13 protein-coding genes are annotated in these 13,951 nt (G+C 73.5%); 4 read left to right on the top strand and 9 right to left on the bottom strand.

What is annotated here, in order from left to right:
* The first annotated feature begins 161 nt into the window (after window positions 1–161).
* Window positions 162–1,469 (top strand): PHB depolymerase family esterase, encoded by a 1,308-nt coding sequence (locus ACF061_RS36900; protein WP_392271393.1) that lies wholly within the window; start codon window positions 162–164, stop codon window positions 1,467–1,469.
* A gap of 203 nt (window positions 1,470–1,672) precedes the next feature.
* Window positions 1,673–1,978, top strand: coding sequence for a hypothetical protein (locus ACF061_RS36895; RefSeq protein ID WP_392271392.1), 306 nt, complete (start codon window positions 1,673–1,675; stop codon window positions 1,976–1,978).
* Window positions 1,979–2,012: 34 nt separating this feature from the next.
* Here ACF061_RS36895 and ACF061_RS36890 read toward each other — a convergent pair whose 3' ends face one another.
* Window positions 2,013–3,026, bottom strand: a complete 1,014-nt coding sequence (locus tag ACF061_RS36890; RefSeq protein WP_392271391.1) for a zinc-binding dehydrogenase — start codon at window positions 3,024–3,026, stop codon at window positions 2,013–2,015.
* Window positions 3,027–3,138: 112 nt separating this feature from the next.
* On the opposite strand from ACF061_RS36890, the gene ACF061_RS36885 reads away from it, so the two are divergent.
* Complete coding sequence (locus tag ACF061_RS36885; RefSeq protein ID WP_392271390.1) at window positions 3,139–3,744, top strand: TetR-like C-terminal domain-containing protein; 606 nt, start codon at window positions 3,139–3,141, stop codon at window positions 3,742–3,744.
* A 254-nt stretch (window positions 3,745–3,998) separates the two neighbouring features.
* On the opposite strand, the gene mgrA is transcribed toward ACF061_RS36885, so the two are convergent.
* The 7 genes from mgrA to ACF061_RS36850 form a co-directional block, all read right to left on the bottom strand.
* Window positions 3,999–5,042, bottom strand: a complete 1,044-nt coding sequence (gene mgrA / locus ACF061_RS36880; protein WP_392271389.1) for an L-glyceraldehyde 3-phosphate reductase — start codon at window positions 5,040–5,042, stop codon at window positions 3,999–4,001.
* Window positions 5,043–5,185: 143 nt separating this feature from the next.
* The gene (locus ACF061_RS36875) at window positions 5,186–6,427 is read right to left on the bottom strand and encodes a cytochrome P450 (RefSeq protein WP_392271388.1); all 1,242 of its coding nucleotides are present in this window, start codon (window positions 6,425–6,427) and stop codon (window positions 5,186–5,188) included.
* Between the two features lie 100 nt (window positions 6,428–6,527).
* Window positions 6,528–7,736 (bottom strand): cytochrome P450, encoded by a 1,209-nt coding sequence (locus ACF061_RS36870; RefSeq protein WP_392271387.1) that lies wholly within the window; start codon window positions 7,734–7,736, stop codon window positions 6,528–6,530.
* Window positions 7,733–8,359 (bottom strand): ATP/GTP-binding protein, encoded by a 627-nt coding sequence (locus ACF061_RS36865; protein WP_392271386.1) that lies wholly within the window; start codon window positions 8,357–8,359, stop codon window positions 7,733–7,735. Before ACF061_RS36865 ends, ACF061_RS36870 begins: the two co-directional genes overlap by 4 nt.
* The gene (locus ACF061_RS36860) at window positions 8,340–8,687 is read right to left on the bottom strand and encodes a DUF742 domain-containing protein (RefSeq protein ID WP_392271385.1); all 348 of its coding nucleotides are present in this window, start codon (window positions 8,685–8,687) and stop codon (window positions 8,340–8,342) included. The genes ACF061_RS36865 and ACF061_RS36860 overlap by 20 nt, the downstream gene beginning before the upstream one ends.
* Window positions 8,684–9,091 (bottom strand): roadblock/LC7 domain-containing protein, encoded by a 408-nt coding sequence (locus ACF061_RS36855; RefSeq protein ID WP_392271384.1) that lies wholly within the window; start codon window positions 9,089–9,091, stop codon window positions 8,684–8,686. Before ACF061_RS36855 ends, ACF061_RS36860 begins: the two co-directional genes overlap by 4 nt.
* Window positions 9,088–10,692 carry an ATP-binding protein gene (locus ACF061_RS36850; RefSeq protein ID WP_392271383.1) on the bottom strand — a complete coding sequence of 535 codons (1,605 nt, stop codon included), beginning with the start codon at window positions 10,690–10,692 and terminating at the stop codon, window positions 9,088–9,090. Before ACF061_RS36850 ends, ACF061_RS36855 begins: the two co-directional genes overlap by 4 nt.
* Window positions 10,693–11,246: 554 nt before the next feature.
* Here ACF061_RS36850 and ACF061_RS36845 point away from each other — a divergent pair.
* Window positions 11,247–12,653: a hypothetical protein gene (locus tag ACF061_RS36845; protein WP_392271382.1), complete on the top strand. Its 1,407-nt coding sequence runs from the start codon at window positions 11,247–11,249 to the stop codon at window positions 12,651–12,653.
* A gap of 134 nt (window positions 12,654–12,787) precedes the next feature.
* On the opposite strand, the gene ACF061_RS36840 is transcribed toward ACF061_RS36845, so the two are convergent.
* Window positions 12,788–13,942 (bottom strand): PP2C family protein-serine/threonine phosphatase, encoded by a 1,155-nt coding sequence (locus tag ACF061_RS36840; RefSeq protein WP_392271381.1) that lies wholly within the window; start codon window positions 13,940–13,942, stop codon window positions 12,788–12,790.
* Between the last annotated feature and the right edge of the window lie 9 nt (window positions 13,943–13,951).

The raw sequence follows: 13,951 nt of genomic DNA, 5'->3' as shown, positions 1-13,951 counted from the left end.
TCCGCGCATGCTCTCGGGGTGGATGGCCGAAAGGTCGACTTCCGTCTGATGAATCGGGAGTTGAGGTGCGGGCAGGTGGTTGACGCGACCGTTCGGTGCCCCTACCGTGACCCGACGCCTTCCCGAAATACATCCGAAACTTTCGAACTCAGGGTGGTGTCGTGATCCGAAGAAAGCCGGTACTCCGGCCCCTGCTGACCGTTCTGCTCGCCGGCGTCGTACCCCTCCTCGCGGCTCTGACACTGGCGGCGCCCGGCGCCCGGGCGGCCTCCCTGACGGAGGTGACCGGATTCGGCGCCAACCCGAGCGGCCTGCGCATGTACGTGTACCGCCCCGACAGCGCGCCGGCCCGGCCGGCGGTCCTGGTGGCCGTCCACTACTGCACCGGCTCCGGTCCCGCCTTGTACTCGGGCACCGAGTTCGCCTCCCTCGCCGACCGGTACGGCTTCATCGTCGTCTATCCCTCGGCCACCCGTAGCGGCGGCTGCTTCGACGTCTCCTCGCCGCAGGCGCTCAAGCGGGGCGGTGGCAGCGACCCGGTGGGCATCATGTCGATGGTCGCCTACGCGGAACAGCACTACGGCGCCGACCCCGACCGGGTCTTCGTCACCGGCGCCTCCTCCGGGGCGATGATGACCAACGTCCTGCTCGGCGACTACCCCGACGTCTTCAAGGCCGGCGCCGCCTTCATGGGCGTGCCCTTCGGGTGCTTCGCCACGACCGACGGCTCGAGCTGGAACAGCGCCTGCGCCAACGGCACCGTGACCCGGACGCCGCAGCAGTGGGGGGACCTGGCACGCGCGGCGTACCCCGGGTACAGCGGGCCCCGGCCCCGGATGCAGGTGTGGCACGGCACCGAGGACGCCACGCTGCGCTACCCGAACCTCGCCGAGGAGGTCAAGCAGTGGACGGACGTCCTGGGGGTGAGCCCGACGCCGGCGCTCACCGATCACCCCCAGTCCACCTGGACCCGTACGCGGTACGGCGGCACCGGTGACCGGGCGCCCGTCGAGGCCGTCAGCGTCCAGGGCGCCGGACACACCCTGCCGACCTCGGGCATGGCCGCCCGCGCCATCGCCTTCTTCGGACTGGACTCCGCCACCGCTCCACCGTCCACCGACCCGCCGACCGATCCGCCCACCACACCGGTGGGCGCCTGCCGGGTGGCGTACACGACCAGCGCCTGGAACACCGGTCTGACCGCGTCGATCACCGTCACCAACACCGGCGCCGCCCCGGTCGACGGGTGGGCGCTGACGTTCACCCTGCCCGCCGGACAGACCATCACCTCCGGCTGGAACGCCGCGTTCTCGCCGTCCGGCGGCACCGTCACCGCGCGGAACGCCGCCTACAACGGCACCCTGGCGCCCGGCGCCTCCACCACCCTCGGGTTCCAGGCCACCCACACCGGCGACACCTCGGCGCCCACCTCCTTCGGCCTCAACGGCGTCGGCTGTCAGACGGGTTGACCTTCAGCCTCAACGGCCGCCTCTGTCAGTCCGGTTGAGCGGCCGCAGGCGCCGACCCGCGGATGCCGGGCCCGGGTCCGTCCCCCGCCCGGGTGTCCTCCTTCCGTGGGAGCCGGAGTGCGCATGTCGCCACTTATGTCCCAGTATCTGCCAATCTGTCCGGGCCGGGCGCACGGTGCGGCCGGCACAAGGAGGTGGGTGCTGTGTCCGGTCGCATCGGACGCCCCGGCGGGCGGCGGGCAGTTGCGGTTCTGGCGCTGGCGGGCGGTCTTCTGCTCGGCCCGGTGGTGCCGGCGGCCCAAGCGGCCACGGTCGCGGACGACGCGTGGGGACTGGCCGACAGCGGGCCCATGCCGATCGCCATGGGCGTGGTCCGCGAGCTGGTGGTCCCCTTCCTCGGGAGCGACGACTCCCGCGAGCACGGGAAGGGCGAGGGCAAGTCCGAGGGCAAGGGCGAAGGCAAGTCCGAGGGCAAGTCCGAGGGGAAGGAGCGCGCGGGCAAGGACTAGGGACCGCCCGTCGGTGAGGCCGCCCGGCGGGCGGTCAGGGGCGGAGGATCAGGCGGACCGGATCGCCTTCCTTCTTCTCCAGACGCTCGACCGCCAGCGCGGCCTCCGCCAGTGGCAGTACCCCGCTGACGGAGGCGGAGAAGTCCACGCGTCCGCCCTGGATCAGCCGCAGCAACTGCGGCAGCGCCACCGGCATGTCGGACCCGTAGTGGCCGAGGATCCGCTGCTGGAGGTAGCTGAAGCGGGTGCCGTCCGCGACGCTGAGCGGCTGGTCGGTCAGCCCGACCAGGACGAGCCTCCCCTTGGGCGCCAGCACCGACAGGGCCTGCGCCCGTACGGCCGGCACACCCGCGAAGTCGAAGGCCGCCGCCAGCCCGGCCCCCGCGGTGAGCGCGCCGATCCGGGCGCGCAGTTCGGGATCGGCCGGGTCCAAGGCGAGGTCGACCCCGGCGGCCAGGGCGCGTTCGCGGGCCACCGGGTTCGGGTCGACCGCCACGACCGGGCAGGCGCCCACCGCACGCAGCAACTGCACGGCGTGCACGCCCAGCCCGCCGGCGCCCCACACGCCGACCGCCTCGGCGGGCCGGACGGCCCCGGTGGCGGTGATGGCGCCCCAGGGCGTCGACACGGCGTCCGGGATGATCGCGCCCTGCTCGAAGGGAATGGTGTCCGGCAGCTCGGTCAGCGCGTCGGCCGAGGACAGGGCGTACTCCGCCCAGCCGCCGTCGTAGTCGACCCCGCGGGTGTACGTGACGCCGTCGCGCACCTCACCCGCGTACAGCACCACCCGCCGGCCCACCGTCCAGGCGGTGACGCCCGCTCCGACCTCCGCGATCGTGCCCGACACCTCGTGGCCGAGGGTGACCGTGTCGCCCTGGAGGAGCAGCGGCGTGAGGGTGCCGTCGATCAGGTGCACGTCGGACAGGCACACCCCGGCCGCCGCCACCTTGACCAGCACCTGTCCGGGCCCGGGCTGGGGCCGCGGCACCTCCTCCAGGCGCAGGGTGCGGCTCGGCACGTGCAGACGGGCGGCGAGCATCCGGTCCATGGCGACCTCCTGAGTACGGCGGTGACCCTGACGTCCTATCGCAAGCCACCTTGCTTTGCACCGTACGACGGTGTCCCGCACAACGCAACCCGACCTGCGTTAGTATGAGGACATGACCTCCCGCGCGACCCCGGGCGGCCCCGCCGCCGCGCCCCTGCGCCGCCGGGGCGAGCGCATGCGACGGGCCGTCCTCGACGCCACGGTGGACCTGCTGTCCGCCGAAGGACTGGCGGGCGCGACCGTCGCGGCCGTCGCCCGTGCGGCGGGCGTGCACGAGACCTCGGTCTACCGGCGCTGGGGGACCCGCGAGAACCTGATCCTCGACGCGCTGACCGCGCAGCTGGACGACGCGCTGCCGATCCCGGACACCGGCGACGTGCGCGAGGACCTGGTGAGCTTCTTCGCCTGCCTGGCGGAACTGCTCGGCACCGCCCAGGGCCGGGCCCTGCTCCGGCTGAGCGTGGAGTGCGACGACACGCTCGACGACCGCCGGGGCCCCTACTGGAGCGAGCGCCTGGAGCGCGCCGCGGCCATGGTCCGGCGGGGCGTCGAGCGGGGCGAGCTGGCCGCGGGCGCCGAGCCGGGCCTGCTCGTGGAGGCCGTCAGCGGGCCGCTGTTCACCCGCGTCCTGCTCAGCCAGGCCCCGTTCGACAGAACCTATGTGGAGCGGCTGGTCGAGCTCGCGCTGAACGGTGCGAGGCCCCGGCGACACCCCTGACCAGCGCCGCCGAGGCGTTCGGATGAGGCCGCGCGCGTTCCGTGCGGCACGGTCGGCGCACCCGGGTTACGGTGGGAACGGCAGCAGGACGCCCCGGAACTCCCGGTCCGCGGCCCCGCGTTGGTGGTCCAAGGAAAGACACCCCGCTTCCCGCGGGGAGATGCAGGTGCAAGGCCTGCCCAACGCTCATGACGCGCAGGGCCCCCACTCGCACGGAAGAACGAGTGGGGGCCCTGCGCGTCGTCGGCTGCCGGTCAGCCCAGGTTTCCGGTGCGGGCCCCGCGCCACAGGTCGACGCCGCCGTCGGTGGCGTACTTGTCGATCTCGGCCAGCTCCTCGCCGCTGAACTCCATGTTCTCCAGCGCGGCCACGTTCTGCTCGAGCTGCTCCACGCGCGAGGCGCCGACGACGAGCGAGGTGACGCGCTCGTCGCGCAGGGCCCAGGCGAGCGCCATCTGGGCGAGGGTCTGCCCGCGGCGGGCGGCGATGCCGTCGAGCGCGCGCAGCCTCTCCAGCATGTCCTCCGAAAGCCAGCCGGCGTCGAAGGAAGTGCCCCGCGCGGCCCGCGAGTCCCGCGGGATGCCGTCGAGGTACCGTCCGGTCAGCAGCCCCTGGGCCAGGGCGGTGAAGCCGATGACGCCGAACCCCTCCTGCCCGGCGGCGTCCAGCAGGCCCTCGGTCTCGATCCAGCGGTTGACCATGCTGTACGACGGCTGGTGGATCAGCAGCGGCGTACCGAGGTCCCGCAGGATCGCGGCGGCCCGCCGACTCCGCTCGGCGTCGTAGGAGGAGATGCCGACGTACAGCGCCTTGCCCTGGCGGACGGCCGTGTCCAGCGCGCCCATCGTCTCCTCCAGCGGCGTGCTCGCGTCCAGCCGGTGGGAGTAGAAGATGTCGACGTACTCCAGCCCCATCCGCTTCAGCGACTGGTCGAGCGAGGCGAGCAGGTACTTGCGGGAGCCGCCGCCCTGGCCGTAGGGGCCGGGCCACATGTCCCAGCCCGCCTTGGTGGAGATCACCAGCTCGTCCCGGTACGGAGCGAGGTCCTGCCGCATCAGGCGACCGAAGTTGGTCTCCGCGGAGCCGTAGGGCGGGCCGTAGTTGTTCGCCAGGTCGTGGTGGGTGATGCCGAGGTCGAAGGCGCGCAGCGCGATCTCGCGCTGGGTCTCGAACGGACGGTCGTCGCCGAAGTTGTGCCAGTAGCCCAGGGACAGGACGGGCAGGTCGAGTCCCGAGCGTCCCGTGCGCCGGTAGCGCATGGCGCCGTCATAGCGCTCGGGGTCCGCGACGTAGGTCATCGGGTGTTCTCCGGGTGGTGCGGTGCGGGGGCGTCCCGCCCGGTTCGACGGGACGCCCCCCACCTTGCTCCTGCGTGATCCGGAAGTCCAACCGCCGTTCCCCATCGCATTGAGCGGCGTCGCTTCTGAATCGGCCCGGGTTCCTACGGCTCCAGCCGGACCGGCAGCTCGAAGAGGTCGTTCTGGGTCACCACCGGCTTGTTGCGCAGTTCGCCGGCCGGCACCGCCAGATCCAGGCGGGGGAAGCGGGCGTACAGGGCCGGCAGCGCCACCCCGGCCTCCAGCCGGGAAAGCGCCGCGCCCGGGCACACGTGCGGGCCGTGCCCGAAGGAGATGTGCCGGTTGCCCGACTCACGTGTGATGTCGAAGTCGCCCGCGGTCGGCCCGTGCGCCGCCTCGTCCCGTCCGATCGCGCCGTAGGAGACGATCAGCGCGTCGCCCGCCGGGATCACCTTGTCGCCGACCGGGACGTCCTCGGTGGCGAAACGGATCAGGACGTGCGAGGTCGGGGTGGAGAAGCGCAGGGTCTCCTCGACCACCGCCGACCAGTCGGCGGCGCCGGACAGCACCAGGGCGAGCTGGTCGGGGTGCGTGGACAGGTTGACCACCGCGTTGACGATCAGCGAGATCGTCGTCTCGTGCCCGGCCGCGATCATCAGCTGCAGCGTGGAGACGATCTCCTGGTCGGTGAGGTGATCGGCGTCCTCGGACGCCAGGACCAGCGCGCTGGTCAGGTCGTCGCCCGGCTCGGCACGCTTGGCGGCCACCGTCTCGGCCATGATCCCCGCCAGCTCGGTCAGCGTGGCGACGACCTCGTCGGGCGGCGTCTGGGTGGAGAAGAACTTCTCGAACAGCACCTTCAGCCGGGGCAGCAGCGCGGTGTCCAGGCCCATGAGGTCGGCGATCACGTACATGGGCAGCGGATAGGCGAAGGCGGCCTTGAGGTCGACGACGCCGTCGGTGGGCAGGGCGTCGAGCAGGTCCTGGGCGAGCTTCTCGATCCGCTCGCGCATCCGCTCCACCCGGCGCGGCGTGAGCGCCTGCGCGACCAGCGTGCGCAGCCGGCGGTGCTCGGTCCCGTCCACGGTGAGCATCGAGCGGCCCGGGTTGGCCAGGCCGATCAGCGGCCAGTCGGCGGGGATCTCGCCGCGCTGCCAGGCCCCCCAGACATCGATGTCTTTGACCAGCCGCGGGTCGGTGAGCAGGGCCCGGGCCTCGGCGTGGCGGGTGACGGCCCACACCGGGACGCCACCGGGCAGCTCCACGGCCGCCAGCGGCCCGGCCGCGCGCAGCAGGGCGCTCTCGCCGTCCAGGTCGGTGACGAACGGATCGAGGGCGATACGGGCGCTGCCGGTGCCGGTCGTTTCTTCGGTGCCGGTCGTCATCGTGACATGCCTCCCAGGGCTGGGGTCGGGGGTACGGCGCCGGTCCGGGGGAGCGACCCCCGGCCCCGGCACGGAACTGGCCGGCCGGGGCGGCGAAGGGTCAGAGCACGGGTACCGGGGTGAACCGGACGGGCAGTGCGGTCAGTCCCCTCAGCCAGGGCGAGGGACGCCGGGTGAGGGAGGCCGCGGGCACCTCCAGGTCGATGTCCGGAAGCCGGTCGAGCACCACCTCGATGCCGGTCCGCGCGATCACCTCGGCGATCTCCTGCGCGGGGAACGGGCAGCGGTGCTCGCCGTGACCGAAGGAGAAGTGCGCGTTGTTGCCGCCGGTCAGTGCGGAGCCGTGGGTGCGCACCTGCGGGTCGGAGTTGGCCCCCTGCAGACCGAGCAGCACCAGATCGCCGGCCCGGATGCGGCGGCCGCCGAGCTGGGTGTCGCGGGACGCCCAGCGCCCGGCGATGTTCTGCGAGGGGGTGTCCTCCCACAGCACCTCGTTCATGGCGTCGGCGACGCTGTTGCGGCCGCCGAACAGGGACGCGGCGAACCGCTCGTCGGTCAGCATCAGCCGCAGCGAGTTGCCGATCCAGTCGGCGGTCGGCTGGTGCCCGGCCGCCATCATCACCATCAGGTCCTGGGCGATCTCCTCGTCGCTGAACCCGCTGGGGTCGGCCAGCATCCGGGAGGCCACGTCGTCGGCGGGGCGTGCGCCGCGGTCGGCGAGCAACTGCGCCATGGAGACGGCCAGATGCGTCTGGCCCGCGATCGCCCGCTCCCGGCCGTCGATCATGTCGTTGAGGGCGGTGACCAGCGCCGGCCCCTCCTCGTCGGCGAACCCGTACAGCCGGGCCAGGACCCGCACCGGCAGCAGCATCGCGTAGTCGGCGATCAGGTCGGCACGGCCCTCGGCGCAGACCGCGTCGATCAGCTCGTCGGCGAACCGCTCGGAGTGACGGCGCAGTTCCGACGCCTCGACCGCCTCCAGCGCGCCCGAGAGCATCGCGGCGCGCTCACGGTGCCGTTCGCCGACCGTGTAGAGGATGGACGGCTGCTTGCGGCCGATCATGGGCAGCAGCGGCCAGTCGTCGGGGATGTTCTCCCACTGGTTCCACAGGTCGGAGTCGCGGCTGAACAGCACCGGATCGCCGGTGACCTGGTGCAGCTCCCGGTAGCCGAGCACCAGCCAGGCCGGTACGTCGCCGTCGAGCAGCACCGGGGTGACGGCCCCGTGCTCACGCCGCATCTCCCGGTACAGGTCGGCGGGTTCGGTCTGGAACCGGGGGCCGCTGAGCGGCACCGCGTCGGTGGTCACACGAACTCCTGTCGGGGCACGGCCGCTTCGGCGGCCTGGCCGGCGTACTGGTTCTGCAGGTGCTGCACGAGCGTGATCAGGACCTGCTTGCTGGACTCCCGGGAGCGGGCGTCGCAGTCCACCAGCGGCACCCGCGGGTCGAGGTCCAGGGCGTCGCGGATCTCGGCGTGCGAGTGGGCCGGCCCGCCGAAGTCGTTGCAGGCCACGATGAACGGCGTGCCGTGGTGCTCGAGACGGTCGATGGCGTACCAGGAGTCCCCGATGCGGCGGGTGTCGACGAGGACGACCGCGCCGAGCGTGCCGGAGAACAGCCGGTCCCACAGGAACCAGAACCGCTCCTGGCCGGGGGCGCCGAACAGGTACAGCACGTTGTGCGCGTCCAGCGTGATCCGGCCGAAGTCGAAGGCGACGGTCGTGGCGGACTTGCCGCGCACGCCGCGCAGGTCGTCGACGGTCTCGCCCGCCTGGGTCATGGTCTCCTCGGTGTTGAGGGGACGTATCTCGCTGACCGAACGGACCAGCGTGGTCTTGCCGACGCCGAAGCCGCCCACGACCACGATCTTCAGACCGTTGTCGGCGGAGGCACCCAAGGGGGTGCGCGCGTCAGAGGTTGCGGAGTCCAACGAGCACCTGCTCCAGGATGTCGGGGTCGAAAACGGCTGCCTTGCGCGGGTGGCGGGCACTGACCCGGCCCGCCGCCAGGAGGTCGCACAGCAGCACCTTGGTGATGCTGACGGGCAGCCGCAGCTCGGCGGCGATCTCCACCACGGCCGTGGGGAACTCGGCCAGCTTGAGGATCGCGGCGTGCTCCGACTGCATCCCCGTAGCCGGCTCCGACTCCGCGACGACCAGGGTGACCAGGTCGAAGGGGTTGTCGGGGCCGGTGCCGGTGCGTCCGCCGGTGATGGTGTAGAGACGGTCCGGGGCGTCGTCCCTGCCGGGCCGGCTCATGACGTACGGGGCTGGGCGGTCAGGTATTCGCCGAGCTGCTCCACGAGCTCGCTCATGTTGTGCCCGACGAGCCCGGCGTCCGCGTCCTCGGTGGTGACGACGGCCAGGTGCGCGCCCTCGCCGGCCTCGACGATGAACAGCACACCGCCGTAGAACTCCGCCATCGCCGAGCGCACGCCGCCGCTGCCGTCGCCGAACTCGGCGGACGCTCCGTGCGAGAGCGACTGGATGCCGGCGGCTATCGCGGCGAGCTGGTCGGCCTGGTCGACGGTCAGCTCCGGGGTGCGGCACAGCTTCAGTCCGTCCCGGGACAGCACGAGCGCGTGCCGCGCGCCCGGGGTCCGCTCCAACAGGCCCTCCAGGAGCCAGGTGAGCTTGTCGTCGGCGGTGGTCTGGCCGGTCATGAAGTGGTGTCGCCTTCCGGGTGCGCGTACGGGTGGGGCTGGGGGTCGGTCGGCGCGGCCGGGGAGGCGGCGTCGCCTTCGGCCGGGTGCTGCCGGGTGGTCGGGTCGGGCGGGGTCGCGGGGTCGGGGCCGGCGGCGCGCACGGCCTGGCGGAAGCTGCCGAAGCGGGCGGCGCGGGTCTTGGCGTCCGTGCCCGCGGCCGCGTCGCGCGGCGCGGACGTGCGGGCCGCGGCCCGGGCGCGTTCGGCCTCGGCGAGGGTGCGGCCGCGACGCCGCTTGGGCAGGCCGGCCGGGTGCTCGGCGGTGTCGCCCTCCTTGCCGTCCGGCGCGCTCCCGTGCACGGGCGCCGGACCGGCGTCGGGGACGGCGGCGGGCGGCGCGGCCACCGCCCGGGCGGGCCGCTCCTGCCGTCCGCTCCCGCCGCCGGTCCCGGCGGGCGGGGACGCGGGCTGCGCCGGGGAGTCGGCCGGGCTGGTGAGGATCTCCTGCGGGACCAGCATCAGCACACCCGTGCCGCCCCGCGCGGACGGCCGGAAGGACACCTTCAGACCGTACTTGCGGGCCAGGCGGCCGACGACGGCCAGCCCGAGCCGGGTGCCGGTGAGCCCGCCGAGTTCGGAGATGTCGCCGGAGACGGCCTGCTCGGCCCGGCGCAGCTGGACCTCTCCCATGACCAGCCCGCTGTCCTCCACGGACACGATGATCCCGGCCGGCACCTCCTCGACGTAGACGTGCACCTCGGAGGTGGGCGGCGAGAAGTTGGCGGCGTTGTCGAGGAGTTCGGCCAGCGCGTGCATCACGCCCTCGGCCGCGTGCCCGGCGACGGCGGTCTCGCTGGCCGCGTGCACCCGGACCCGGCGGTAGGCGCTGATGCGGCCCATCGCGCCGCGCAGGATGGACTCCATCGCGATGGGACGCGCCCAACGGCGGCCCGAACGCGAGCCGGTGAGGACGGCGACCGAGTCGGCGAGCCGGCCTGCCTGCGCGGTGCGGTGGTCCAGATGGAGCAGGTCGGCGAGGACCTCCTCGTCGGTGTGCCGCTCCTCCATCGCGCGCAGGTCGGCGAGCATGGCGGTGGTCAGCGCCTGCATCCGGCCGGCCGCGTTCGACGTCGCCGAGACCGCGGCGTCACGCGCCTTGGCCGCGCGCTCCAGCTCACCGGTGAGGCGGGCGTTCTCCCGCGTGAGGCGGTGGAGCTCGTCGGCGCCGGCGCCTTCCAGGCGGGCCTGCTCCCGGGCGAAGGACTCCGCGAACTCCGCCCGCTGCCGGGCCAGTTCGTCGATCAGGTGCTGTCGCTCGCGCTGCGCCTCCTCGAACACCCGGCCGCGCTCGGCACGGAGACGTTCTGCGTCCTGCCGCGCCGTCTGCAGTTCACGCCGGGCGATCCGGGCGGTCTGTGCGGCACGGACGGCGAGGAACACGGCGGCCACCAGGACGACGGCCGCCAGGCCCGTGCCCCAGGCGAGCGGGGCGCGTACCGAGGCGGGCGCCGCGGAGACCGCCGACGCCACCGCGGCGACGGACACGACGGCGGTGAGCGCGGGAAGGGGCGCGAGAGTGCGGACGGTGGGTCGCTCGCCGCGAGGCGTGGGCGCGGTCATCAATCGGATCCTCGGGCGGCCGCCGCTCGGTCGAGGGCGGCCCTCGGTCTGGTCCTTGGGCAGGGCCTGGCTGGTGACAGGTGACACGTGGTGCTCAACTGACGGTCACTATACGAGTTTTGGTGATCATATTGGAAAGGGTCTGGTGGTATTCCCCGACCAGGGCCGTCACTTCGGTGCGCGGCCGCCGCCGGCGGGCTCCCGGACGGGGCCGCGAACGGGCCCACCGGGGCCGTGGGGCCCTGACTCTTCCGGGCCGCCGGCCATCGGCTCTCCTGGACCGTCGGGCACTTGCTCGATCGGGCACCCGTGCGGGTCACGCCGGGCCCGGGCATTCGCGTGTCCGTTCACGCCGGGCCCCGGCACGCGCGCGTCCGTCACCTCGGGGCAGGACACCCGGTACGCCCGCCGCCCCGGGGCAGGACACCCGGTACGCCCGCCACGTTGCCGCAACAACACCGCAACGCTCGATCACTACGGTCACAGTGTTCCCGAATCCCAAACCCCCGATTCCCGAACCTCGACCCCCGACCCCCGACTCGGAAGGCGCTGTGATGCGTAGCCGGACCACCCTCGCCGCCCTCGTGCTGACGGCGCTCGCCGCGACCGTGCCATCCGCCCGAGCCGGAGACTACGGGCCGCTGCCGCCGGCGAACCCGTACACCGCCGGCACCGGCACCGCCACCATGCACGGTGACACCGCCAACTCCGACACCACGCCGTACGCGGGCACGGGCACCGCACCGGTCACCGCCGAACGCACCGCCCTGCAGTCGGCGTGCCCGACCGTCACGGCCGGCGGCGACGGACTCCTCGTGGCCCTGTGCACCCGCATCTTCGGCCGCAACCCGGTCGTGTACCTCCTCGATCCCGCCGACGGCGAGCGGCTGGCCACGTTCGACCTGCCGCAGGGCAGCCTCTTCGGCGGCGTCTACGCCTACCTCGACCACGAGGACCGGCTCGTCACCGTCGACCCCGACGGCAACCTGCTGCGCATCGGCCACCACCGCACCTCCTCCGGAACCTGGGAACTTCGCGCCGACTCCACCGCCGCGCTGGGGGCGGCCGCCCGGGGCGGAGTCGTGGGCCTGGCCCCGGACTGGCGGGGGAACGTCTGGTTCGCCACGCCCGGCGGCACGGTCGGCGTCCTCACCCCGTCGGGCGGCGTGCGCACCCTCGCCCTGCCGTCCGGTGAGACGGTCGCGAACTCCCTGTCCACCGTTCCCGGCCAGACGGCGGTGACCACCAGCCACGCCCTGTACGCGCTGGACACCGACGCGGACGGCGCCCCGCGCATCCAGTGGCGCCGCGCCTACGACCGGGGCACCGCCCGCAAGCCGGGCCAGCTCTCCTGGGGGACGGGGGCCACTGCGGTCTACTTCGGCCCCGGCGACGGCACCGACTACATCGCGATCACTGACAACGCCGACGGCCGGGAGAACCTGGTCATCCGCCGGCGCGACGGATCGGAGGTGTGCACGCTGCCGGTCGTCGACGGCACCGAGGACGCCGTGATCGGCAGTGGCCGGAGCGTCTTCGTCACCTCCACCTACGGCTACCCGTACCCGGCGCTGCCCGACGACGCCGGAACCTCCCGGCCCGCGTCCGCGCCCTTCGCCGGCGGTCTGTCCCGTGTCGACGTCGACGCGGACGGCAAGGGCTGCCACCTCGTCTGGAGCAACGGGACCAAGAGCGCCGCCCTGCCCCGCCTGTCGGTGGCCGACGGCCGGATCTACACGGTCACCGTCACCGGCCCGACCGACACCTCGGCCGGCACGAACACCTTCGCCGCGTACCACTACGCCGTCCTGGACCCCGCCACGGGCGAGACGCTCACCACCCGGTACCTGGGCCTGGGACTCCTCTACAACCCGTTGCAGATGACCGGCACCACGACGGCCGACGGCACGTTCTGGCAGGGCACCGCCACCGGAGTGGTCGCCGTGCGCCGTGCCTCCTGAGCGGCGGCGGCCCACTGGTGCCGCGGAGGGTGACGTCCGCCCGTCGAGGAGCGCGTCCGGTGCGTGCGCCGGGGCCCCGCTCGAAGCGCCGGGGTGAGGCGTGCCGGGCGTCGCGTCGCCTGTCGCGGTACCGGCTAGGGCGGGCCGTCGCCGCGGTGCGCGGTCCGGTGCCCGTCGTGCCCGGCCGGGGCCCGGCGGATCGCGACCAGGGCGACGTCGTCGCCGAGGCGGCCACCGGTGTGCGCGAGCAGATCGCGCTGGACGTGGTCGAGCAGGGCGCCCGGCGGACAGCCGGTCCACCGCGCGGTCCGCTCCGCGAACGGGTAGAAGACGCCGTGGTGATCGCGGGCCTCGACGACGCCGTCGGTGTAGAGGAGCAGCGTCTGACCGGAAGCGAAGGGCAGCACGTCCACGGCGGAGCCCCGCGGGTCCGTCAGCCCGATCCCGAGGGGCGGGGCGGGGCTCAGGTCCGGCACCGTCACCCGGTGGTCCGGACCGAGCAGCAGGGGCGCCACATGACCGCAGCTCGTCATCCGGATGACCGGATCGTCGTCCGGGATCTCCAGCAGCAGCGCGGTGACGAAGCGTTCCCCCGCCTCCTCCGCCGGCTCGAAGTCGGCGAGGTAACGGGTGACGCTGCGCTCCAGGGAGGCGGCGAGCGCCGGCAGCGCGGTGTGGTGGTGGGCGGCCTCGCGGAACGCGCCGAGCAGCAGGGCGGCCTCTCCGACGGCGGGCAGCCCCTTGCCCCGCACGTCCCCGATCAGCACACGCGCCCCGCTGTCCGTGCGGGCCGCGGCGTACAGATCGCCCCCGATCGACGCCTCGTCCTCGGCCGCCAGGTACAGGCAGGCCAGTTGCAGCGGGCCCAGCCGGTCCGGCAGCGGCCACAGCAGCACCCGCTGGGCGGCCTCGGCGACCGTCCGCACCCGCGCCAGCTCCCGCCGGCGCCGGTCGCGGACCAGGCACAGCGCCACGATCAGCAGGGACAGCAGCGCCAGGGCGATCAACTGGACGATCACGTTGCGGGAGGACAGCAGGCCGGAGTGCCAGCCGATGAACGCCTGCGCCGCCACCGCCACGGCCCCCACGCAGCCCGTCGTCCAGGGGCCCTCGTACCACGCGGTGATCGCGGGCGCGATCACCAGCAGCGGGCCGAGGACGATGTCGGCCGGGGTCACGACATCGAAGACGGTGATGAGGACGATGAGCGCGACCGCGATCAGCATCGGCACATGGCCCGACTGCCACGGCCACGCGCGATCGGCGGAGCGTCCCTGCCAGGAACCCACGCATTCCAC

Source organism: Streptomyces sp. NPDC015220 (assembly GCF_043079345.1).
GTDB lineage: Bacteria > Actinomycetota > Actinomycetes > Streptomycetales > Streptomycetaceae > Streptomyces.
The sequence above is the reverse complement of the archived record's forward strand: the minus strand, read 5'-3'. Positions and strand labels throughout refer to the sequence as shown.